The sequence below is a fragment of the Aulosira sp. FACHB-615 genome (assembly GCF_014698045.1).
Classification (GTDB): Bacteria; Cyanobacteriota; Cyanobacteriia; order Cyanobacteriales; family Nostocaceae; genus Nostoc_B.
The window spans coordinates 52,154-75,977 of the sequence record NZ_JACJSE010000032.1 but is presented as its reverse complement, the minus strand read 5'-3'; the positions used below and the strand labels follow the sequence as shown (position 1 = coordinate 75,977).

General features: G+C 42.8%; 15 protein-coding genes and 2 pseudogenes. 3 read left to right on the top strand and 14 right to left on the bottom strand.

Annotated elements, in window-relative coordinates:
- Positions 1–225: 225 nt before the first annotated feature.
- The 3 genes and pseudogenes from H6G77_RS36680 to H6G77_RS35955 all read right to left on the bottom strand — a co-directional run.
- A pseudogene (locus tag H6G77_RS36680) lies at positions 226–333 on the bottom strand (IS630 family transposase); the annotation flags it as partial.
- Positions 334–481: 148 nt separating this feature from the next.
- On the bottom strand, positions 482–748 hold the full coding sequence (locus tag H6G77_RS29740; protein WP_190873473.1) for a hypothetical protein: 267 nt from the start codon (positions 746–748) through the stop codon (positions 482–484).
- On the bottom strand, positions 720–1,103 hold the full coding sequence (locus H6G77_RS35955) for a hypothetical protein (protein WP_242049345.1): 384 nt from the start codon (positions 1,101–1,103) through the stop codon (positions 720–722). The genes H6G77_RS29740 and H6G77_RS35955 overlap by 29 nt, the downstream gene beginning before the upstream one ends.
- 112 nt (positions 1,104–1,215) lie before the next feature.
- Here H6G77_RS35955 and H6G77_RS29730 point away from each other — a divergent pair, with 112 nt between their 5' ends.
- Both H6G77_RS29730 and H6G77_RS29725 read left to right on the top strand, forming a co-directional pair.
- Positions 1,216–1,722 carry a helix-turn-helix domain-containing protein gene (locus tag H6G77_RS29730; RefSeq protein WP_242049344.1) on the top strand — a complete coding sequence of 169 codons (507 nt, stop codon included), beginning with the start codon at positions 1,216–1,218 and terminating at the stop codon, positions 1,720–1,722.
- A gap of 87 nt (positions 1,723–1,809) precedes the next feature.
- Positions 1,810–2,289, top strand: coding sequence for a transposase (locus H6G77_RS29725; protein WP_190873471.1), 480 nt, complete (start codon positions 1,810–1,812; stop codon positions 2,287–2,289).
- Between the two features lie 86 nt (positions 2,290–2,375).
- Here the strand turns inward: H6G77_RS29725 and H6G77_RS29720 are convergent.
- From H6G77_RS29720 to H6G77_RS29695, 6 genes and pseudogenes are all read right to left on the bottom strand, one after another.
- Positions 2,376–3,371: pseudogene (locus H6G77_RS29720) on the bottom strand (transposase); the annotation flags it as partial.
- A 297-nt stretch (positions 3,372–3,668) separates the two neighbouring features.
- Positions 3,669–8,801 (bottom strand): response regulator, encoded by a 5,133-nt coding sequence (locus tag H6G77_RS29715; protein ID WP_190873469.1) that lies wholly within the window; start codon positions 8,799–8,801, stop codon positions 3,669–3,671.
- Positions 8,802–8,913: 112 nt separating this feature from the next.
- Positions 8,914–11,820 carry a methyl-accepting chemotaxis protein gene (locus H6G77_RS29710; RefSeq protein WP_190873468.1) on the bottom strand — a complete coding sequence of 969 codons (2,907 nt, stop codon included), beginning with the start codon at positions 11,818–11,820 and terminating at the stop codon, positions 8,914–8,916.
- A gap of 16 nt (positions 11,821–11,836) precedes the next feature.
- Complete coding sequence (locus H6G77_RS29705) at positions 11,837–12,367, bottom strand: chemotaxis protein CheW (protein ID WP_190593042.1); 531 nt, start codon at positions 12,365–12,367, stop codon at positions 11,837–11,839.
- A 13-nt stretch (positions 12,368–12,380) separates the two neighbouring features.
- Complete coding sequence (locus H6G77_RS29700; RefSeq protein ID WP_062297988.1) at positions 12,381–12,746, bottom strand: response regulator transcription factor; 366 nt, start codon at positions 12,744–12,746, stop codon at positions 12,381–12,383.
- A gap of 183 nt (positions 12,747–12,929) precedes the next feature.
- Positions 12,930–14,138: a response regulator gene (locus tag H6G77_RS29695; RefSeq protein ID WP_190593041.1), complete on the bottom strand. Its 1,209-nt coding sequence runs from the start codon at positions 14,136–14,138 to the stop codon at positions 12,930–12,932.
- 404 nt (positions 14,139–14,542) lie between these two features.
- On the opposite strand from H6G77_RS29695, the gene hmpF reads away from it, so the two are divergent.
- A complete protein-coding gene (gene hmpF, locus H6G77_RS29690; protein ID WP_190593040.1) occupies positions 14,543–16,300 on the top strand; it encodes a pilus motility taxis protein HmpF in 1,758 nt (585 codons plus the stop codon).
- A gap of 31 nt (positions 16,301–16,331) precedes the next feature.
- Here the strand turns inward: hmpF and H6G77_RS29685 are convergent, their stop codons facing one another.
- The 5 genes from H6G77_RS29685 to H6G77_RS29665 form a co-directional block, all read right to left on the bottom strand.
- Positions 16,332–17,309, bottom strand: coding sequence for an NAD-dependent epimerase/dehydratase family protein (locus H6G77_RS29685; protein WP_190873467.1), 978 nt, complete (start codon positions 17,307–17,309; stop codon positions 16,332–16,334).
- A 241-nt stretch (positions 17,310–17,550) separates the two neighbouring features.
- Positions 17,551–18,552, bottom strand: a complete 1,002-nt coding sequence (gene tilS, locus H6G77_RS29680) for a tRNA lysidine(34) synthetase TilS (protein WP_190873466.1) — start codon at positions 18,550–18,552, stop codon at positions 17,551–17,553.
- 332 nt (positions 18,553–18,884) lie between these two features.
- On the bottom strand, positions 18,885–19,940 hold the full coding sequence (ccsB, locus tag H6G77_RS29675; RefSeq protein ID WP_190593037.1) for a c-type cytochrome biogenesis protein CcsB: 1,056 nt from the start codon (positions 19,938–19,940) through the stop codon (positions 18,885–18,887).
- A gap of 198 nt (positions 19,941–20,138) precedes the next feature.
- Positions 20,139–22,310, bottom strand: coding sequence for a tyrosine-protein kinase domain-containing protein (locus H6G77_RS29670; protein ID WP_190873465.1), 2,172 nt, complete (start codon positions 22,308–22,310; stop codon positions 20,139–20,141).
- A gap of 66 nt (positions 22,311–22,376) precedes the next feature.
- Positions 22,377–23,786, bottom strand: coding sequence for a polysaccharide biosynthesis/export family protein (locus tag H6G77_RS29665; RefSeq protein WP_190593035.1), 1,410 nt, complete (start codon positions 23,784–23,786; stop codon positions 22,377–22,379).
- Positions 23,787–23,824 lie beyond the last annotated feature (38 nt).

Sequence of the window (23,824 nt, the reverse complement as noted above, 5' to 3'; positions counted from 1 at the left end):
GCGCGGTGGAACCACACTGATACATCCCGAACTCAGAGGTGAAACGCTGCTGCGGCTACGATAGTTGGAGGGTCGCCTCCTGCCACAATTGCTCGGCGCCAGGTCTCTTTTTACACTCAAAGCTCCTTAGTACAATTCTACAACTAAGGAGCTTTTTAGTTTTTATTCTCTCTTCTCTTTATATCTCAACACAACACGGCAAATATATCTCGCGCTGTAATATCAATAACCTGTGACTGCTGCTACTTTTTGTGTCCTCATTCCTTTTGCTAACAGCCAAATTATTTGGTAATGTGTTCGCTTTACTGGTTCTTGAGCTTGGTGATCACTCAATACAGTTCATTTGCCCCAAGTTAGAAGTAAATGAATTTTGTCAATATATCTTTGAGCATAAATACTGGAGTTTAGACTAAGCAGCAAAAAACGACCCAGAAACACTGAGTTGAAAACAAACAGACTTGAGGCAGAAAAATCAACAATCTTAAGCAGATTCTGATTGTTGTTTGCGTGGCTTAGTTGTAGTTTTTCTAACAACAGGATAGCGAATTCTACGTTGTCGTGGTTGTCCAGTCTTCCAACCTGGGGACTTTGCGCGAGGTTTGGGCGGACGGGGAGGAGTACCAATCGTCGCTAAAATGCTCCCTATTGCCTGAGCAACCCTTCCCGGAGTCAAATGGCCTAAAAACTTTTGCCAAGGTAAAGGTTGATCTGCAACGATATCACGCGCTAACCATAGTTCCCAAGTCATACCATTTCACGAAATTACTGATAGAAATCGCTTCCTCTGCAACTCTGCTTCTGGTCGCCGAGCGAAGTCGAGGCGCTACTTGCATATCCGTATCATTTTTAAAGTGAAATGGTATCATAATGGGCATTAAGTCACTCCAACGCTCACATTGCTTCGGGGTACTTAGCTTGGGAAGAGTCCAGTGTAGGCGTTGCTTCAAAAATCGATACCAGTGGTCAACAGTAAAGCGTCGCAAATAAAGTTGCCAAACTTCTTCCAAGGGAGGCATTTGTTCACCAACCCAAGCCAACCACAAAGGTTTTGATACTCTCAATTTACCTGACTCATCAAGACGCTCAACCCGAATGAGGGACATCGGGCGAGTAGCGTATGAACGAAAATGTAAATTTAACCACAAGCTTATACCAATTTGAAAAAATAATGCGACAGATGGTAAAAATAGACAGAAGAAGCATTTAGGGGATGTGATGGCAGGGGTAACACAGATAGAGATAGAAGAAAGTGTCGAGGAACTAGAGGAGTTGCTCAGACATGAAAAACAGTCTCGGAGCAAAGAACGTATACAAGCCCTATATCTGATAAAAGGGCAAGAAATGAGTGTAAGTGAAATCGCTAAAATATTGGGAAAACATCGAGCGACAGTACATAGATGGTTGGCAGATTATCGAGAAGGAGGAATGGATGCGGTTGTGGAATTTGGTTATAGTTCAGGTCGAAAAAGAGCAATACCGTCTTGGGCGGTATCGAGTTTGAAAAAACAACTCGAACAACCAGAAGGTGGGTTTCAAAGGTACACACAAATACAAGATTGGTTAGAAAAAACCTTGGGTGTGCAAGCCGAGTATGCAACTGTACATCATCTGGTACGTTACAGGCTCAAAGCCAAGCTGAAAGTTCCACGTCCGCGTAACCGAAAACAGGACGAAGAAAAACTAGAGGCTTTTAAAAAAACCTCACTGATGACTTGCAATTAATTGCTCAATACGCCGCTATCATGTTACCCCAGTACGAGAATATTCGTTACTTTGTACAAGACGAAAGTCGATTTGGACTCAAAACCATTGAAGGACGTAAAATTACGCTTCCGGGAGTTAAGCCTATTGGTGATTGGCTCTTGTCTATTTAAAGCGTTCTGGCTATACGGGGCAGTTGAACCACTAACGGGGGAAAGTTTATTTTGGCAGTTTTCTCATGTCGATACCGAATGCTACCAACAATTTTTGAACGAGTTTGCTGCTTGTTATCCCACATCACTCAACGTTCTCCAAGTCGATAACGGCTTATTTCATAAAGCTAAACGTTTACAAATTCCACAGAACATCGTTCTGTTGTTCCAGCCTGCTCATTCTCCCGAACTCAATCCCATAGAGCGGGTCTGGGAACATCTTAAGCAAGACTTGAAATGGGAGTTATTTGATAACCTAGACCATCTGCAAACCAAGGTTGCTCAACTTCTCGCTCTCCTCACTCCTCAAATTGCTGCTTCTTTGACTGGTTATGACTTCATCCTCAATGCCTTATCTGTCGCAAACATTTTTTGAATTGGTATAAGAATGATAATCGGAGGTAAGGGGAAGGAGGCGAGAGTCGTTCGCCTCCTTCCCACCCTAGAACACCGATTCAGTAATTACGATGAAGTAACAGACTGCTCAGTAGTGTGAGTAAAAATTTTGGCAAGGACATGAAGATTGTGAACAACGGCGATACGGCGAAGGTCAAAGAGATTTTTGCGAGAACCAACATAACGAGCTTGCTCTCCCTGCCATCGACCAATGTGAGATAAAGAATGCTCAACAGCAACACGTTCTCTAAGCTTGGCACGGCCAGCAGGAGTTAATTGGCGTTGTTTTAATTCTTGAAACAATGGTTCATCAGGATGAATCGAAACACTGCGTCCAGACTTAGAAGTAGTGCAGCGTTCTCTTAGTGGACAAGTTGTACAAATATCTTTGGGGAACTGAACTTTGCCACCAACGCTAAAAGGTAAAGTAACCCCATTCGGGCAGCAAATAGTCTGATTGTCCCAATCCAGGCTAAAAGCAGTTTTGGTAAACTTCTTACCGTTTCTTACTTGCCAAGCCTTACAGTAAATAGTCAATTCATCACTTCTGTTTTGAACCAAGGAACTACTGAGATAAGCACGGTCAATGTGTAACTCAACCAGATTTACTTGCTGGTGTTTCAAGTCAGTAGCAATTGCATCTGTCACAGATGCTTCAGGGACATTCGCTCTTGTGATTCCAACAGCGCGAACCAAACCGTTGTCTAAATCACGTAAGACATGACGCTTATAACCATCAAATCGCTGGCTTTTACTTTTACGCCCGTGCCTCATCTCTTCATCTTCAATGGAGATGCGTCGTTCTTTGGCAACTCCTTTGAGTAGTTTGATTTTACCATGAGCATCCACTTCCACATCCTGTGCTTCAATTAGCCTACGGTCAAGTCCTTGGATAATCAGCGCACTACGAAATCTGACCAGAGTTGTCTGTGAAAACGGTGCTTTTTCGCAATCTATGCAATCAGTTACTAGTTGCCAACGCCTATCCATGATCATCGCTTCAATGGCTTCCGCATCCGAAGCACCTGTGTACGCTTGCAAAATACTTACTAACGCCAACTTGGTGGTACTGGTGGATTGACCTGAATCTACCTCAACTGGGGTTATGCCTCTCCTTGAGATTTTATTAAATATTACTTACAACTTGTTTATCGCTGTAAGGTTTGACTGACAAGCGTTTACTCTACTTTCTTGTCCATTATTTACTTCTCTCTGGGCTGATTTTTCTTTTGTTCCCCGATTACTGAATCGGTGTTCTAGTATTTGATTATCATTTTCATTGAGTGAGCAAGTAGGATTTGCTGTAGTCAAATGTCTGATGATGCTGTATTAATCTCATCTCAAACTTCTTTAGCACCCTCAACCGTTACTACTCACCAATTTCTCTCCCTTCAACATCCTGACAGCAGCTTCGAGTAAAGCTTCTTCGAGATAAGGCTTAGTGAAGTAACCACTAGCACCCAGTTGAATTGCCATTTGTCTGTGTTTATCAGCACCGCGTGAGGTCAGCATAGCGATAGGTAAGTAATTCAGGCTGGAATCTTTTTGAATGCGTGATAGTAACTCCAGTCCGTCGCAACGGGGCATTTCAATATCACAGAATACAATATCGCAAGGTAGTCCAGAGCGCAGTTTATCCCAAGCTTCTTGACCATCACGGGCTTGTTCAACGCGATAGCCTGCTTTATTGAAGGTCAAAGATAACAATTCTCGAACTGTAATTGAGTCATCAACAATGAGTACAGTTGGATCAATTTTCTCAGCCGGAGCTTCTGTAACGCTGGGTGGAACTTTTTGCTGCCAAGAAGTACCGCCAGCATTTTTAGATATGCGTCCTTGGAAGATGTCGATAATTTCCAACACGTCAGCAATTGGCATAATTCGACCATCACCGAGAACGGTAGCACCTGCTACACCGATGGGTTTTGGTGCTGGCCCTTCAAATTGCTTAATTACAATTTCTTGTTCACTGAGTACCAAGTCAATTTGTAAAGCAATTAATGTATTACCCGATCGCACCACCACTACCGACACTGTATCATCATCCCTTGTACCGCCGTAAACATTACCGCGACTCAACTGGCGATTAAAAGATAACAGTTCTTTTAACGGACGGAAGGGTAAGACTGTATCTCGCCAAGAAATAAATGCTTGGCCATCAGCATTATGTTGAATATTTTTGGCGGGGATATCTAAAGTATCTTCCACACCGTCCATCGGGAAGGCAATTCGCGCTTTATCAGATACGCAACACAGGGCTTTACAAATACTTAAGGTGAGTGGTAGACGAATCGTGAATGTTGTACCTTTGCCAATGGCGGAATCTGTATTCACTGTCCCGCGAATTTCACTAATCTCGGAACGCACCACATCCATCCCTACGCCACGTCCCGAAATTTCATCGGCTTTATCTTTGATACTAAAGCCCGGTTGGAACAGCAAATCATACACTTCCATCCGCGAGATGCTTTTTGCTTGTTCTTTGGTAATCATCCCGACTCTTACAGCCTTAGCTTTGACTTTTTCTGAGTCGATACCTGCACCGTCATCACCCACAGAAATTACAGTTTGGTTTCCTTGGTGGAAGGCGCGAATGGTAATTTCACCCACTGGTGGTTTACCCGCAGCTTGACGTTCTTCGGGAGTTTCGATTCCATGCGCGATCGCATTATTCAACATGTGGGTGAGGGGATCGGTGAGATGATCTAAAATCATCTTGTCAATTAAAGTATCACCACCTTCAATCACCAACTCTATTTGTTTGCCGCATTTAATGGCGTTATCTCTTACACCACGCCGCAAACGGTCAACCGCCTGGGAAAATGGCACCATGCGGGCGCGGGTTAAACCTTCTTGCAATTGCGTTGTGACTTGGCGGAATTGTCTAGCAACACGTTCAGTTTCTTCGGTTACAAAGTCGATGTCACTCGCTGACTCTCGCACTCGTACAATCAATTCAATCATTTCCTGAGACAATGTGTGGAACGGCGTAAACCGATCCATTTCTAATTCGCTGAAACCTCGGTCAGTATCATGTTCTGAAGATTGGATTTGAGTTTCTCGTTTGTTGCGACTGGCTAAGAGAGAAGCTTCTAGGAGCGATCGCTCATATAATTCTTGCATTCTCGCGCCCACATCGGACAACTGCTGCACTTGAATTAACAAGTTATCTAGTGACTGTCGCAACCGTTCATGATCCTGTTCTAAGGTGTTGCGATTCACCACCAATTCTCCAACTAAATTACTCATGTCATCCAGTTGTTTAACTGGCACTTTCATTGTTTCTTCAAATCTGCGTCGTCCTCCTCCCGAACGGGGCGCTTTACCTGTGTTGGGTTTAATTTGTGATGTGTGGGCTATGGTGTTATCTGCTTCCGCCAGGAGTTTTTCTAAATCACTAAATTCATCGTCTAATTTTGGTGGAGCTGGTGTTGCGTTAGCAGAATTATGATTAGTTGTGGCAGGAAATTCTTGAATATTAGTGTGATGAATTTCTGGTGCAGGAGGTTGAGGCGTTTGCTTGTTGCCACCTAATAACGCTTCTAAAGCGGCAAAATCATCAGAGGCGATCGCTGCATCATGACTTGGTAATTCTTCACCTAATAAGGCTTCTAAATCCGCGAAGTCATCTTCTGCGGCTGATTCCTGATTTGTATTTTCTGGAGTGGCAATACTTTCTGCTGCTAATGGTTCAATAGTTGGTGTATCGGCTACAGTTTCAATAATTTCTAATAATAATTCTGGTGACTCGGTTGTTTCTCTTAATACATCAACAGCGACTGTCTCATTAATATTTTCATAAACTTCTAGCTTTAATCCTGTCTCTCCATTACTGGCAGATGGCATTTCATTGCTGGAAAATAAATCAAAATTATCGTTAACTGTTGGTTCTGTTGTCTCTGGTTGATTATTATCGGTTACGAATAAATCATCGAGTAAATTGTCAAAACTTGGCAGTTGGGAAAATTCAATAATTTCTGTTTCTGCTAGTAATCTGTCTAAATCTGGTTCTAATTCACTAATATCTGTAGCTAATAAATCATCTAATAAATTCAATTCTGTATCTTGATTAACCACTGGTTCTTGGGAAGATACTTCAGCAGGTTCCCCAAGACTCATATCGCCAAACAAATCAAAATCGGGACTATCGGAACTATCTAACTGAATATAAGTGCCATGAATTTTTACTTCTAAATCATCTAAAGTAATTGCTTCATTCTCTGCCGTTGTTTCTAGATCATCAAAAAGATTTAATTCTAATTCGCCAAAACTTTGAGCATCAACCACATCTGATTCTGGGGATTTTTCGGTAAATTCAGGTTTGACATCCAACGCCTCTGGTTCTTGGGCAAAGTTGCGAATTTCTGACGATGAGCCAGAGAGATCGCTCACAACAGGCGGCTTGATATTACCAAATAAATCATCCTCTTGGTCAACATCAAAATCTAATTCTGACTGGAGAAAAGTTAGTTCAAACTCATCTCGGTAATCGGTAATATTTGCCGAACTCGTATCTGAAAAATCAACAAAAATTTCCCCAGAAGCCGCCGCCGCAAATAAACTTTCTTCTAACGCCTTAGCAACATCTACTTCTAAACCATCTTCAAATTCTGAAGTTGTGTCTACTTCTGTGGGGGAATTCCAGAAGTTATGCAAATCATCTTCTGTCTGGGATAAATTTGTTGTGGCAGATGGACTCTCAAATAAATCCCCAATGCCTAATTCTGATGTGGGGATGAGGGTATTTTCTGCCCCTTCTGTAAATAAACCATCTAAAGATAAAGCATTTGGTTCGGAATTGGATAACTCAATTTCTGGATGATCAGTATTTATTTCGGCATTTTCCAGGAATAATTCATCTAAAATGTCTTGCTGGGTCGCCGATAACTCACTATTTGGATGCGTTGGATTTGCTGGTTGAGTAACTTCGCTCGTAGTTGAGTGTTGCGGCTCATCTCCAGTCAATGCTAATAATTCATCGACATCTGAATTACTAACGCTACTAAAATCTGGCTGAGTTTCTGGTGCTGTGGTTGGTACTGACGGTTCTTTTTCTAAGAAATGATCGCCAAATAACAATCCCAGGTCTTCACTCGTGTCGAGATTATTGCTTGATGAGTCCCCAGAGCCATGATCTAAAGACAGAAAATCAGCTAAATCACTATCATGATCTGCTGTGGGATTTTCAGTAATATCTATTTCTAAATCACTGATAGGATGAATCTCCAGAATTTCTTCTTGTTGCCAAGTTTCATCTAATTCTGGTGTCTCTCCTTCAAATAAATCCGCCAAAGTATTTAATTCTGCTAGTCCCACCTCTGGGCCGTGATGATCAATTCGCGCCACAGTCAATGATTCATCTTCGCCCTCACTAAACAGCAAATTAGCCCCATTCTCATCAGGAGGATTAATCGCTGCTTGGTCTGGATTCAGCTGTTCATTCAAATCTGTCAAGCTGATAACACTATCTGCTGGTTGGACACTGGCAATCAGTGAAACTTCCTCAGCAGTCGTGGTACTGATAATTGGAGTTTCTGTCTCGACTGGCGCTGCATTGTCCAATAAATCAAAGTCTAAAGAGAAAGACTCCAGTTCAGGAAAACTCAGCAGTGCTTCTAACTGCTGAGTAATCTTAATTTCAGAATCTCTACCTTGGAGAACTAATTCCTGAGCTTGTTTAATCTCAGTAATCACAATTTTGGCTAAAGTCAGATAAGTATTTTCACTATTACAAATTGCATTAGCCGCCGCTTGACATAAACTAGACCAGTTAGGCAGATTCCATCTTTGTCCGAGTTTTTCTAACTGGCTACAGCACTGCTGAAGATTTTGCCGTGATTCTGATGTTGCTTGTTGCTTAAACAGTTGCAACATTTGTCGGAGAGATTGCAGCACCTGGTTTTGAAATTCGCTCCAAGTATTTTCCGGTACGGGTAATACTGGTGCGGAAATTTGGGTTTCTTCTGTCGCTGCGGAAATATCCTCGCGCCGGAAAATCTCGGTCAGCGTACTGACAGTTTCGATATGGGCAGCTTGGATGATAGTATGACCATCTTCGGCTGCACCGCCTTTTTGTACCAACAAATCTAAATGTTCATTTAGCCATTTAAATACAGGTTCAGCTTCCGACATTAAATTATTGGCTGCTTCTTCGGAGAGTCCGTAAGGGCCACTCAAATGTTCTAATAAAGCTTTCAGAGTATCAGCTACACCCAAAAACAAAGACTCTAACTTTTCATCAACCCGCACCGGATGTTCTTTGAGAACTTTAAAGCAATCTTCTAGACGGTGAGATGTATGCTGGATACTGGTTAAACCCAGCATCGCTGCGCCGCCTTTTATAGAATGGGCTGCCCGAAAAACTTCATTGATCATTTCCGGGTCGTTCAAGGTACTTTGCAGATTTAGCAACCCCTGTTCAATGGTGTTCAGGTGGTCTCGCGCTTCTTCGATAAAGTAGCCTAAAATCCTCTGTTGTTGTTCCGGCAGCATAATTAAAGTTCTGAGTGCTGAGTGCTAAGTGCTGAGTCTGATGTTTTTTGTCTTTTGTCCTTTGTCCTTTGTCCTTTGTCTTTGCTAATGACTAATGACTAATGACTAATGACTACTTCGATTCCAATGTATCCACGCGGAAACGCTCAACAGAAGCGATTAAGTCACGGGACACACCCACTAGGTTTTGGAGTGCGCCAGAAACTCGTTGTGCTTCTTGGGAGGTTTCTTGGGCTGTAAGTTCTACTGATTGCATAACTTGAGCGACAGCACGGGAGGTTTCTGTTTGTTCTACGGTGTCGCTGGTAATTGAGCGCACAAGAATATCAATGCGGTTTGCTACTTGAATAATATTTTCGAGCGATCGCTTGGCTTCTTCTGCCAGCTTTGTGCCTTTAATTACCTGTTGTGTGCCTTCTTCCATTGCGGTCATTACTGAGCCAGTTTCACTTTGGATTTGCATCACAATCTGTTCAATTTCTTTCAAAGATTTTGCCGATTTATCTGCCAACTGGCGGACTTCATCAGCCACAATTGCAAATCCTCTTCCCGCTTCACCCGCCCTGGCTGCCTCAATACTGGCGTTGAGTGCCAGTAAGTTGGTACGGGAAGCAATTTGGGAAATTAACGCCACAATCTTAGAAATTTCTTGGGAAGATTCGGCTAAACGTTTTACTTTCCGGGTGGTTTCCGCTACAGTTTCCCGAATTTCTAAAATCCCCGCCACGGTGTTTTCTACCGCTTCTCCACCTTTGAGCGCAATGCTACTAGCATCACGGGCAACGGCTTCAGCTTCTCGCGCCGCTTCTGCCACCCGTTGAATTGAGTCAGTCATCACCTGCACAGAATTTAAGGTGACAGCTAACTCTTCGGCTTGGCGCAAAGCGTCACTGGATAAAGCACGGGCAAAGGTTTCGGAATTAGTCGCACCTTTGGTTACTTCCCGCGCCGCAACTTTTACCTGTTGGACGATATCACGCAAGTTTTGAATTGTCAGGTTAAAGGCATCCGCCACGGCACCAAGTACGTCTGCTGTCACCTCTGCCTGCACTGTCAAGTCACCTCTGGCTGCCCCTTCTACATCGTCCAGCAACCGAATTACTTGCCGTTGGAGGTTTTCTTTGGCTTCTTCTTGTTCATCAGCTTTGCGTTGGGCTTCATTGGTGGTAGTAAAAATTACCCGTGCCATTTCATTAAAGCCAGTAGCTAATAAACCTAATTCATCTTCGGAATATACGGAGGCTTGGACATTGAGATTGCCTTGGCGGACGGCATCAAACTGAGTTTGTAAATCCTTGGTGGTACGGCGAATTTGCTTGAGGGTGAGATTGCTCATAAAAGCAGCCGTGGCAAACCCCGAAATCCCAGCCGCCAGGGACATCGCCCAGCCTGTGTTACGAATGGATGCTCGCTGTTGAGGTTCAGAAAAAGAAGTCGCCCCAAAGCTGACCACAGCCACCACCATTGCTGAGAAAATTCCCACAGTCCCAGCTACTAAAAAAGGCTTCATATCCAAAGAAGCATTTTCTAGGGGGGCTAACCAGCCTTGCTCCACACTAGCTACTGGCTCTAATTTTGACACATCTGTTTGCGTAAATATCGGGACAGCTTCTTGCGACCCTGTAATGGTGAATAGTTCTTCATCGCGATCGCTACTACCATTATTCGGGATCGGTTCATTCGCCTTACTACGGGGACTGCTGTTGGTTTCCAATGGCCCAGAAAGTACCACATCTCCAAAGCTCATATCCGAGTCTGCTAAGTCAAATCCTGGAATATTACCCAAGTCGTCAAATTCATCAAAATCATCTAAAAACTCAATATTACTTTTAGAATTTTCACTACTGAGGGTACTGTTAGTATCCCCAGTGGTTCTAAATTCATCTGAGCCAAAGGCAGATTCAAAGGCTTCAAAATCAAAATTATCATCACCCTCAAACGAGTTGGTGTCTAAAGTTGTGCCAGCTTTTAAAGGAGGATTTTGCAAAGAAAAATCGTCGTTAACAGATGAGTTGGTATTGGTCGAATTTTCCGGAAATTCGATTTTCTCTAACCAATTACTTGGTTGGGGGGCAAAAACATTATCTTGATTGGTTTTTATGTCCACATCCGGGATATCTTCTGGCGATTTTGGTAAAGTTGCATCCAGAATACCCATTTTCGTGTCTAAACTTGCCATGCTTGGCTGAGAAGAATTTTCTGGGGAAACAACATCCTCAGCAGTATCTAAAATCTCACTTGTGAGTAAATTATCTGGCACAAACGGCGAATCAACACTGTTGCTATCAAAGGGTGAACTGGCTGAAGTGCCATTTGTCCCACTATCAAAGGGGTTATTAACAATGCCGGAATCATCTAAACTGATGACAGATATGTCTTCTTGCCAAAAAGCGGGTAAATCTAAGGCAATCTCTTCTTCTGGGCTGTGGTTGAGTTCGGCACTCTGGTCATCTAGACTGATGGCAAAAGGATCATTGATCACAGCAGGTGACTCTTCCACCGTTTTGTGCATGACAATGCTGTCTGTGGGAATATCAAATGGGTTCGACGATGATGGAGGTTCTGCCAAACTATCGAAATTCAAACTTTGGCTGTCTAAATTAGCAAATGCGCCTAAGTCTTGTAAGTCTGATGTATCCATATCTGAATCTGAGGGATCACCAATCCCTGTAATCCCAGTCAGACTAATTGACTCCAGTGACTCATCAATCTCACTCGGAATAGCTTGTTCTTCCAGTGGTTGTAAATATTGATTGATATTCTCTAGACCATTTTTGGCAAAACTAATGATTTCGGGATCATCAGTCAACTTTAATACTTTTTGATACTCGGCTTTAGCAACATCGTACTGCTGCAAAACATAGTAGACGTGACCCCTCAATAAGTGGCAGTTAGGGTCATCTGGTACATTTTGTACTACCTGATCAACCAAGGTAGCAGCGAATTCATAGTCTTGTTCCGCATAGGCTGTACAAGCCTGCTGATATGTTTCTAGATAATCATCTATTGTTGCTGCCATTTGCTCCCTCCCAATATCATCCTGCCCACCTTGCACTCCGCACAATTGCCGTTTGATCAAGTAATCTTAGAAACTGGTTGCTTTTAGCACCTAATGACCACTCGCCACGTAAAAAGGGAGCCATCGTATCTGGTAGATTTGTTGGTGGCATCAGATGTTGTACATCTAGCCAATCCATACCGCCGACTTCATCGACTGCTAAACCGACTATTGTTTCCTGCTCCTCAATAGCAATTACTGGAATTTCTGCTCTATCAGTATTTAGCGCAGTACCTTCGCCCAGAAATTGACCCAAATCTGCCACCCAAATTACTCGACCTCGTAAATTTAGAGTACCCAAAAGTAAAGGAGAAGCATTAGGAATTGGGGTAATTCTATCAGGGCTTAATTCTAAGACTTCTCGAATACCAGTCGCTGGTAGGGCAAACTCCTGATGCGAGGGAATATAAAAACGCAAATGTAACTCACCTTCAGGACTTTCTACTTGTAATTCTGGGCGGAAGTGGTCTTGACCAGTGCCACCTAAAAAGTCCGGTTTGCTCACCATATAATTTTCATCCTTATCCTCGCAGGAGTTGTTTGACTGTTCCTACCAACTCTGTTGGTTGAAACGGTTTGGCGATATAAGCATCCGCCCCCTGTTTCATTCCCCAGTAGCGGTCAAATTCTTCGCCTTTAGAAGAACACATAACTACAGGGACATTTTGGGTTTTTGGGTCAGATTTTAACCGCCGACACACTTCGTAGCCGTTCATCCGTGGCATGACAATATCCAATACCACCAAGTCTGGCGGAGCGGTTTGAATGGCCTCCAACGCTTCTACTCCGTCACTGGCATAAGTAACTGTTAAACCAGTGGCTTTCAGGAGGTCAATAATCATCTCCCTCTGTGCGAGACTGTCTTCCACAATCAGAACTGTACTCATAAATGTTTATCTACCTCCTGATGTAGACGTTCCTTTTTGGAACATTCCCTGACTCCCCGTTAAAATTACTTGTATAAATTTATGCTATTATTTCACTAATTGACTAGATAATAATTCGGCATGGGGTTAGTTGATTCTGTGATAACATTTTTTACCCCATCTTTTATAGAATCAACAAGTCTTCTATTTCTTTGGTGTTCCCATAAAAGACTTGTAATTAACATATTTCTCCATAAGCATAAGTAATTCTGAATCATCAAATGGTTTTGTGAGATAGTCTGTCGCTCCCACCATTCTGGCTCTGACGCGATCGATAAAGCCATCTTTGCCGGTGAGCATAATAATTGGTACTAAGCGAAATGCTGTCGAATGACGCAGCATACTGCAAATCTCGTAACCATCAAGTTCTGGCATAGCGATGTCACATAAAATTAAATCTGGTCGGAGTTGAAATACTAGTCCCAGGGCTTCTAAGGGCTGAGTTAGGGCGATCGCTTCATAACCATGTAACTTTAAAATTGACTCCACAGCCTCACAAATCGTCGTTGTATCATCAATGCAAACAATCCTCGGACGATGGTTTTCTTCCCCTGACTCTGGTATCGATGTCTGGAAATGATTTGTCGCTGCATCCACTAGTTGTAACCAACCTTGCTGCACATAAGGATATATCGCCTTCGCAATTGTCAATAAATCTCGATTCAGGTAACGCGCTAGTTGTCGCAGCGATGTTTTGCCATCCGCCCAATGCTGTAGTTTATTCACTGTTGCTTCTGGTAGGGAGGATCGCAATTCTACTGTATCAACTAATACTGGTAATTGCTCCGGTGATTGAATTTGTGGGTATAGGCGCTTCCATTCCTGGACTTGTTTGGTAATTCTGGCGACCAAGGGCGCAATTTCTAAACTTGTGAGTTGTGGTGCGAGGGCTGCCCCTTGACGAAAAATAAAATTACCTTGGTGTAAACTCAACAAATCAAACAGAGTTTCTTGTACGAGGCGCTGAATAATACTGTGAGCTATCTTGGGGCTAATTATATTTCGCTCTAATAATGTCCATAAATATCCATACTCTGGGACATTTTGGGTGGCTAGTGATGTATTGTGCTTTTGATCTAGTCCTGTCTCAACTCGGTAATGGCGTAAATAATCGTCAATCCGCGATAAATTACTATCGCCCGCTTGACAATAGATAATTTGACCATTGAGAAAAAAGACAAACCATGATTGTTTTCTGGGATTTTTGCTATGGCGATGTCTGATTGTCTCATCTAGGTTGAGATGATCTTGCTTGTGAAAGCCAGCTTCCACTAAAAGTTGCCCAGTTCGCTGGCCTAACTCAATCAATTGCAAAATACTGCGAATATCAATTTCATTCAAATTTCCCTGCATTTAGCGCCACGCAACTCCTTGTTATCTTCTTGACTTAAGTTTGCCCAGCAATTTTTGCTAGATTTCTCATAAGTAAAGTAAATTATTACTCACCAACATTCGCCATCTTATTTCTCCAACAACTAATGTCTATCAGGAGATACATTTAGCCATAAACCGTAAATTTTCGTAATACTGCTTGATAAACTTAGTAATCACACGGAAGTCATGATTACTATCACCAGTACAAAATATAAAGGCGTGACTCAATCGCTTTGATGAAATCTGAGGATGTGAATTTTCACGTCTATCAATAGTCTTGTCTATATTTTTTCCTACACCACGGTGAAATTAAGACAAACTCACATAAGCATCTTAGGTATATATAACAACACGGACATTAAGTACGCAAAAGGACGAACGGTGTGCTGTATTTAGCAGAAGTACAAAAGCAGAAGGGCGGCTTACTTAGTGGTGGTTCTAAAACCGAACTAAAACTGCTAGCTTGTCAGCGAACCGACCAGAATTGGAGTACTGTGTCGGAAGAGGTGATTACCGCAGAAGAAGCCAGCAAATTAAACGATGGTGCATTAGTGCTAGTTGAACTGAATCCGAATCGCCAAGTGCAAAGGATTCAAGAAGCGGGACGGCCATTGGTCAATATATTGCAAAATTTTTCGCGGCAGCTAGAAAAATTTAAACTCAAGGAAGATGAGATTGATCAGTGGAAGCAGTCGCTAACATTTCAGGCGCAGGAAATGAATCGCCGCGAAATGGAAATGGAAGCACGCTTAGAACAGTTGCAACAACTGGAAGATGACTGTCAACGTCTAGATGAGCAGAAACAGGAAATTGACTCATCCCGTGAGGAAATTGAAAAGTTACAAGCGGAAATTGAGCGAAACCGCCAAGAATTAGAAGGTGCTTGGGAGCATCTACGCGGTGAACAGCGTCGCTTAGAAGAACGACAAGCCGAGTTCAAACAAGGTAATGTTTTAGATGAAGAACAAAGTCGGGTGATGAGTGATTTATTGAATCGCTTATCTAGCCGATTTGCTCCGACAGAAACTGTCAGAGAACATCTGCATTTAGCGTTTGAATTAATTGAACAGCAGCAAGCAACTTTAAATCCCCATTGGGAAAAGTTAGAACAGCAAAAAACATTAGCCAACCAACAGCAAGAAGAAGTTGAGCGTCTGGCACAAACTGTCAGCGATCGCCAAAACGAATGGCAACAAGCACATAATTCTTTAGAACAGCAAACGGCTCAATTAAAAATTAACTTAGCTACCATTACCAGTAAGCAAGAATATGCTCGGATAGTCAAAGAGCAGTTGCAATCTCAAGACGATTTATATCAAAAAATTAATTCTCTATCTGCTAGTTCTGGTGATATTTCTGGCAATAAAATTGATATAGAAGCATTAGAAAAAATGCCGTTAGATGAACTACAAAAAATAGTTCAAGATTTAGCGAAAAAATTAGAAATTGACTCTAGCTTTGTCCAAGAACAAGAACAAGAACTGCAATATAAACAAGCAGATATTACTGAATTAGAAAATAAACTCACTCAAGCTTCTGACCAGGATCATATCAATTTAGAAATGGAACTGGCAGATGAAAAAGACCATTATCAAATGCTCAATAAAACTTTAGAAGGTCAACGCCGGAGTTTATTGCAGCGTGATAAGGCTCTGAAGCAACATCAAAATGTATTACTCCGCCGCCAAGGACAACCAGTCCCCAACGTCGAAGAAGAAAACACAATTGATTTTGCGCCAATTTTGTTGCAAATTGATGGCCAGCGACAACAACAATCCCAGGTATTACAACAACTGGAACAAGAAATTGAGCAGATGCGGTCTGCAATTGAGCTTGACCAAGGGATGATTGATAACCAAAATCATGACTTGTCCCAAAAACAACAAGAAATCAAAAATCTCGAAGCTAATTTACAATCTTTGCGAACAGCAGTGGCTGAATCCTGGGCGCGAGTGAATTTATATCAAGAAGCCTTACGACCAATTCAAGATTCTTTGGATGGTTTGCGCCAAAAACTGCAAGGAATTAATGATTCATTGGCGCAAGTCCAAGAAGTAAGTGATTATCAACTACAAACTATTAGTGAAATGCGTCAGACTTTGCAAAATATGACATCTCAGCCGGAATTAATCGCGTCTTGAGCAGTCTGAAGTGTGAAGGCTGAAATAATGACTAATGTGAATGATAGAGGTCTGCAAGTTCTGCTAATCCAGAATCACGAGTCACAATCGGAGTGTAACCGAGTTCTTCTTGTGCTTTACGATCTGTAAAGGTCAATTCCTGCCCAATCAGCCGAACCATTGTACGAGTAATCGGCGGAATACCTGTACGCCTCGTTATTCTCCAAATCGCTTCCATGAATCCAGCGATATTCCATGCAACCCATCTCGGAATGCTTAAGCTCCCCGGTTTGACTCCAGCAATTTGTAGCAATGTTGTGATCCATCTGCGAAACTGTACGACATCGCCATCGCTTAGGAAGTAAGCTTGTCCACCGGGACTCCGTTCTGCTGCTAGAATTGCCCCATAACAGACATTCATCACATGAGTTGTCATATATGAATAGTTGCCCTGATCAATCCAAATGAATTGTCCAGTTTTTACTGCCGTTACGAGTTGAGGCAGTACGTGATCCCCATTACCCCAAATCCACGACGGACGCACTACGGCGGTTCTGAATCCAGGTCGGTTTGCTGCAATAACTCTTTGTTCTGCAAGGCTTTTAGTGGCAATGTATGGAGAAAATTTAGGTTGCTGAAGTGGATAAGATTCATCAATCTCAGATAAAGACTGATGATCGAACACGGAAGCCGCAGCACCAATTTGAACAAAGCAAGAGACATTTGCTGCTTGTGCGGCAGCCAATGTACACTCAGTCCCAATAACATTGGTTTCGTAGAAGGCTTGATATTTCCCCCAAATGCTTAAGAAACCTGCAATATGGAACACAATGTCACAACCTTGCATTCCTAGAGTCATGGCTTGTTCGTCCAGCAAATCGCCGCGAACTGCCTTAGCACCCAATTGAGTTACTTGCTTGGCAGCTTGTTCGGATCGAGCTAAAGCAATAACCTCCTCTTGGCGATCGCGCAACATCTGAATCATACAGCGACCGACAAACCCAGAACCACCTGTGACAAAAACTTTCATAGTATTTCGTTGCCTCTCAAACACCAAAGAAAAAAATGCCAGAGCGTTCAATATGGTTTCGTCTCTAGCTTAAACTTGGGAGTATATTTATTACTACTAGGACTTACGCAAAAACCCTCTCGAATCCTCTTAACTTCGTGTCCTACCCTGCGGGAAGCCGCTACCGCGTCTATGCGCCCTTTGTGGTTCGTTTTTTCATGATTCTGCGTAAGTCCTGACTACTAAAATCCAGTTTTATACTTCACGCTTCATACTTTATCAAAATCCAATCGCCTTGGACTTGAGCGATCGCACCACCAGGAAAGGGATCGGTTTGGGAACGGTTCGGGGCGATAATTAAAGCCGTTAATTTTTCAATATGCTCAAAATTAGGTGCGTCGGGTAAGATTTTTAATAATATCTGTCGCATCACCCGCCGTTGTAAAGCTATTGGTGCTTTCTGTAATACGCGACGATTAAGTTTTACAATATCCCCACTCCCCACTCCCCACTCCCTACTCCCCATAGTGGCTGCTTCCCGTAATTGCTGGGCTGCTTGTTCTAAATACGCGACATCCGCTTGCAAAAGTTCTGCTGTTTGGGCTAAAGCTGATTCGACTTTGGGGTTAAAGTTGGTTTGTAAATAGGGAATTAATTCTTGGCGGATGCGATTGCGTGAATATTCGATATCTTGATTGGTAGAATCTTCCCAAATAGGTAATTGAAAATCTTGGCAAAATTGCCCTGTTTGTTGACGAGTAATTTCCAATAGTGGACGAATTAAAACAACTTTTTCTGATAACGGACGTTGCCAAGTTAAAGCTTGTAAACCATCAGCGCCAGTACCACGCATTAAATTGTACAGCAGGGTTTCAGCGCGATCGCTGGCTGTGTGTCCAGTGACGATATATTGGTAATTATATTTTTGGGCGATCGCATTTAAAACTTGATATCGCCAATCACGCGCCGCCGCTTCACTATTTACAGGTTCTTTGGCAGTTTCTAAATAAAAATCCACACCCCAATTTTTCGCCAAATTTTCTACATGATTCGCATTTGCTTGTGAATCATCCCGCCAGCGATGATCGCAATGAGCAATACCGATATGCCATGACCATTTAGGTTGTAAATCTAAGAGTAATTTAATTAAACATAGAGAATCTTGTCCACCAGAAACCGCGACTAATAGCCGTTCCTGATGTTTAAATAAATAACGCGATTTAATTGTGCGATGAATTTTGGCGTGTAAGGGAGTCCATACCATTTTGAATTATTAACCGCAGATGCACACGGACGGACGCAGATAATTGATAATTTTATCCGCGTGCATCTGTCTTGAAAAGTTTGCTCAAGTCGGCAGAGCCGCCCACGCAACTTTTCGCTGCGTACATCTGCGGTTTCAAAACATAGAATCTATTCACAAAATATCAAATATATATGTTAGGACAATTTTAAAGCTTGAATACAAGGAATGGTAAGACTTTTTCTCCTGCCTGATTGGTGAGCGAACTTGTACTGAGCGCAGTCGAAGTAGCCAAACCACTGCCTTCTGCTATAATTTCACCCCTCTCCACTTATGAAGAGGGGCTAAAGCTATTAAAAAAACCAACCGTACGAATGTAAACCTTTGCCTAAAAGATTCACACCCAGATAACAAATCCAAACGACAACAAAGCCACTGGCGGCTAAAATTGCGGGGCGACGACCTTGCCAACCACGGGTAATTCTAGCGTGGAGGTAAGCTGCAAAAACTAACCAAGTAATTAACGCCCAAGTTTCTTTCGGGTCCCAACTCCAGTAAGAACCCCAAGCTTCATTCGCCCAAACTCCGCCAGCGATAATCCCAATTGTCAGCAGGGGAAAGCCTAAGCCAATGATGCGATAGCTAATATTATCTAGGGTGTCGGCAAGACTGAGACGCTGGGGTGAAAGAACTGCGGCGGTTGCTGTAGCTTCTGATGGTGCAGTTGTGACCAAGTTTAAAACGGCGGTGTTACCGTTGTTAGTATTGGTTTCAAACCGACGAGCAGAACCGTTATTTTCAGCTAGATTTGTTGCTGGTTGAGTAACTAATTCACCGGCTTTGTGTAGGCGATAACCATTACTGCGGTAGCCACCAGTACCAACAGAACTACCTTGTAACTCGATTTTTTGACCGCGTGTTACAACCAGAAAAGCGATCGCTAATATTGAACCTACCATTAATGCAGAGTAGCTCAACATCATCACGCTAACGTGCATCATCAGCCAGTTAGACTTTAATGCAGGCACTAATGGTTCTGCTGCTTGCATTGTTGAGGGTAAAGTCAAGGCCGCAAAGGCAGTTATCCCCATTGCCACAGGTGTAGTAAAAACCCCCACTAAGCGGCTTCGGGTGCCATTTTCCGCAATTAAATGAACTGCTGTAATTCCCCAAGTCAAAAAGAACAGTGATTCATACAAGTTACTCAGGGGAAAATAACCTGCTTCTATCCATCTTGCGCCTAAAAGGGTGGCGATACACAAATTAGCGATCGCCATTCCAGCTGTTCCTAAAGCGCCCAATGCTGGTAGCTTGGGAAAAGCTGCACCTCCCCAGTAAACCAACATGGTGAGGAATAACACCGCAAAGGAGGCATTATCTAGCCAGTTCTGGAGTCCAACCAGATTCATACAGTATTCTCCACCGTTATTGCTTAAAGTTGCGATTCTAACTATTTTGATCCTAACTTGAGTTTAATTAGAGACTCAGCGTAGATAGAATAAATTAATGTCGTAATTATTAATCAGCTCGCATAATCAAGATTACGAATTTCTGTGTCTCAATCTCCGTTCTTCACTTCGATTGGCTCTGTGACATCAGCGTATTACTTACCCTACGGAAACTTGGTCAACTTCTTCCACAGTTGCTGATTCTGATGCAGAGGTTGGTAATGGTTCTTTCGTTTCTGGTAAAGCAACTTCAATATCAGCACCATTGATAATCACACCCAGTAGCCCCAATTCAGCTTCTTGTAATTGATCGATTGCTTCACCTAACAAACTTTCTTGTGTATAGTTCGGTCGGGCGACCATGACTATACCATCACTGTAGGGTTGAATCAACAAAGGATCATTGGAATAACTTAAAGGACTAGTATCTAAAATCACTAAATCATAACGCTCACGGGCATCTTCCATCAGCCGCCGCATTTCGCTAGATTCGATGATAGCTGGAGATTGACGAACAGGGCCAGGACTAGGAATAATGTATAAATTTTCTATATCTGGTACTAAGCGAATACAATCACTCAAGCTGGCATAGTAACGCAAAGGTTCAATAGTCGCGTCGGGGTCGAGATTAACTTTTAGGGATGCAGCTCGCGAAGGCGATCGCAAATCAGTTTCAATAATCAAAGTACGTTTCCCCGCACGAGCGCAAGCCACACCCAAATTGTAAGCACTCACGGTTTTGCCTTCTTGAGCGCCAGTACTAGCAATGAGGAGTATTTTTACATCTTTACCAGCCAAACGGCGTAAATTACTGCGGAATTTTTCATAAAACTCTAAATAGGGCGAATCGGGTGAAAATACTACTGGTACTGTGTCTGGAGGTAAATTCTCCACTGACATTAAAGGTATTTCGCCCAGTAACACCACCTCTCGTTGTTTGAGGCTGTCGCGGATATCTTCTTGAGTTTTGAATGTCCCTTCTAAAGCACCCAGTAAAAATATCACACCACCACCCACCAACAAGCCCAAGAAACCACCAACCCCTAGAGTAGCTGGTACGCTTTTGGCTTTCGTGGGTTCGGGAATAATCAATGGTGAGCGGGCAATAGTTAAGCTACTAACAGTTTCTGCCTCGGCGGTTTTAGAATCAGTAAGTTTGGCTTGCATTTGGTCATAAACCGCTTTTTTCAAGGCAACTTCCTGTTCTAAGCGCGATCGCTCTAATTGTTTGTTGGGTATTAAAGAATACTCCTGCCTGAGTCTGACTTCCTCGCGGATTTGCTGTGCCAACTGTTGTTGTAGAGTATCGCGTTGGGTTTGCAAAGTCACCATTTGATTCGCTAACCCTTGTCTGGCTGGGTCTAAATTACTTTGAGCGCGAATCCCGGAAATATTTCCCGCCAACGGTGCAGCCGCGCCACCGCCACCAATCACTTCATTAGCACGTTGTTGGATTAATTGTTCAGTGGCTTCTTTTTGGCGATACAACTGAATCATCGTTGGATGTTCAGGGCGTAAATCTTTCCGCAGCAAAGCGATTTGCGATTCTGTTTGATATAGCTGTGTTCGCAAATTGGTCAAAATTGGGTCAGCACTCAAAGCTGAGGAAACATAAGCTTGATTGACATCTAAACCTAACTTGGTGCGTAAACTGAGAATTTGAGCGTCAATCCCCGCAATATTTAATTGAATCTGTCGCTGTTGATTTTGACTGTTAGTAATTGCTGCTAATAAACTACCATTTTCTGCTGATAATATTGCTGGACGCTCCCGGCGATCGTATTGTTCTAATCTTTTCTCCGCCGTTTGTAATTCTGCTTTCGCCTGGGGTATGCGTTCTTCAATTTTTTGAATAATTGCTCTTAATCGCCCTGTATTAATCTCGCCACTCAGCTTGATCATTGCTTGCATCAATTCCTGAAGCACCTCTTGAGCGCGTTTCGGATCAGTATCTTTATATTTCAGATCAATCACTGTCGATACAGCTTCTCCCGCCTTAGCAGCTTTTTCGGGTAACTTCAAAGCCACATTTGTACCAAGAGTTTTGGGCTTAACATTAACCTTGGTTGCAACTGCTTCAATAATTTGATCTGACAGTAAAGCCCCCTCACTTAAGTCTTGTCCTTGCTGCTGGATTTCATTTCCCGTCAGCGAAAATGAAACCGGTGGACGATTATAAGTCAGTGCTGCATTTGCTATGTAACTTATTGGTGGATCTGGTTGTACCGCCACCACTGTTGACCCGACAACCACTAGCCCAAAACCAGCTAGTCCAATCCACTTGTACTTCTCGAAGGCAATTAGATAGCGTTTAACAATTGGTGGGGTCATAGCAGAGACACATAGAAATAAGCGAGAGAATGGTGGTCAAGAATGATTTACCAAGCCAGAGATGTTTTAATTTGAGCCACCGCCAAAAAATTGGAAGAAGCGGATAAAACTTTGAACATCAAAGAACGGCCGAGTAATTGTACTAAAGATATTGGTGATTCTCGTAATCAAGTTGCGACCAACAACAATAACATCATTATCTTGTAACGGGACATTTTGAGATATATCACCAGAAAGTGCTTTTTTGGCATCAAGCCTTTGCGTAACTGCGCGGCCCCGTTCTGGATCGAATCGAATTAAAGCAATATCTCGGAGGTTTGCTGTATCTAAATTAATTCCCCCCAAAGCATCTACAAAAGTACTGCCATTTGGTAGGGTTTGTGTCACCAGTCCTCCAGCAGCGTAGTTTAACAACCGGACACGAATTTGTGGTACAGCTAAAGATGAACGAGCAATTAAATTGCGATCATAACCATCATCATTACCCACCTCCCGACGGGGGATAATCACTGCATCGCCATCTTGCAAGCGTAAATTCGGCACGGAAGCACCATTTTGCAATGCAGCATACAAATCAATATTTTGCGAAATCACAGAACCATCCATTAATGTCCGCCGTACTTGCACTTGACGCAGATCAGCACCCATTGTAGAACCACCAGCTATCAGTAAAGCATCAGCAACTCTTGGGGTTGCAGAGGTGACAGAATAAATACCTGGGCGAAAAACTTCACCACTAATCGTAATTTGTACAGGTCTTGTGGCAGATAGAGATACAGAAATCATCGGATCAACCATAACCCGACTTAAACTTAAGCGAATTTTTTCTTGAGCTTCTGCTAAACTCAAACCTTGTATAGATAATATTCCCACTTGTGGTACAACAATATTGCCTTCAGGACTAATTGGAGCTTGAAAACTCAAATCCGGGCGTAGAACCTTCAAAGACAAAACCACTACAGGATTAATAACATAACGATTGAATGACAAGCGAATTTTTTCTTGAGCTTCTTGTAAAGTCAAATTTTGTAGTGTTACAGTGCCGAGCAAGGGTGCGGCAATATTACCTTCTGGATTAATAGAAGCTTCAAAACTTAAATCTGGGAAGCGTTGAACTATCACACTAATAGAATCTCCCGGCCCCAAGCGATAAGCACCAGAAGGACGTTGAAACGTCACATTAATTACATCTCCCGGCCCTAAAAGGTAACGGTTGAGTTGGGGAGAAGCCGCGCCACTTTCATTGGGAAATGTACTATCAGCATTTGGAGGCGGTGCGGGAGGTTGTAGTGGTGATTCTTCTTGGGCAGGATTTTCGGGTGGTAGTACAGGTAATTGCCCTGGTGATGTTGTGGGAGATGGTAAAGATTGAGCCACAACAGGTTGAACAGAATTTGTCAGCCAAACACCTGCCTGAAAACTCACAAAACATAAAGTGCTAAATGCACGTACATAAGGATGGGAAACTATAAGCATCGGTGCGGTCAAACTGTATTGAGAATTAATTCTACCGA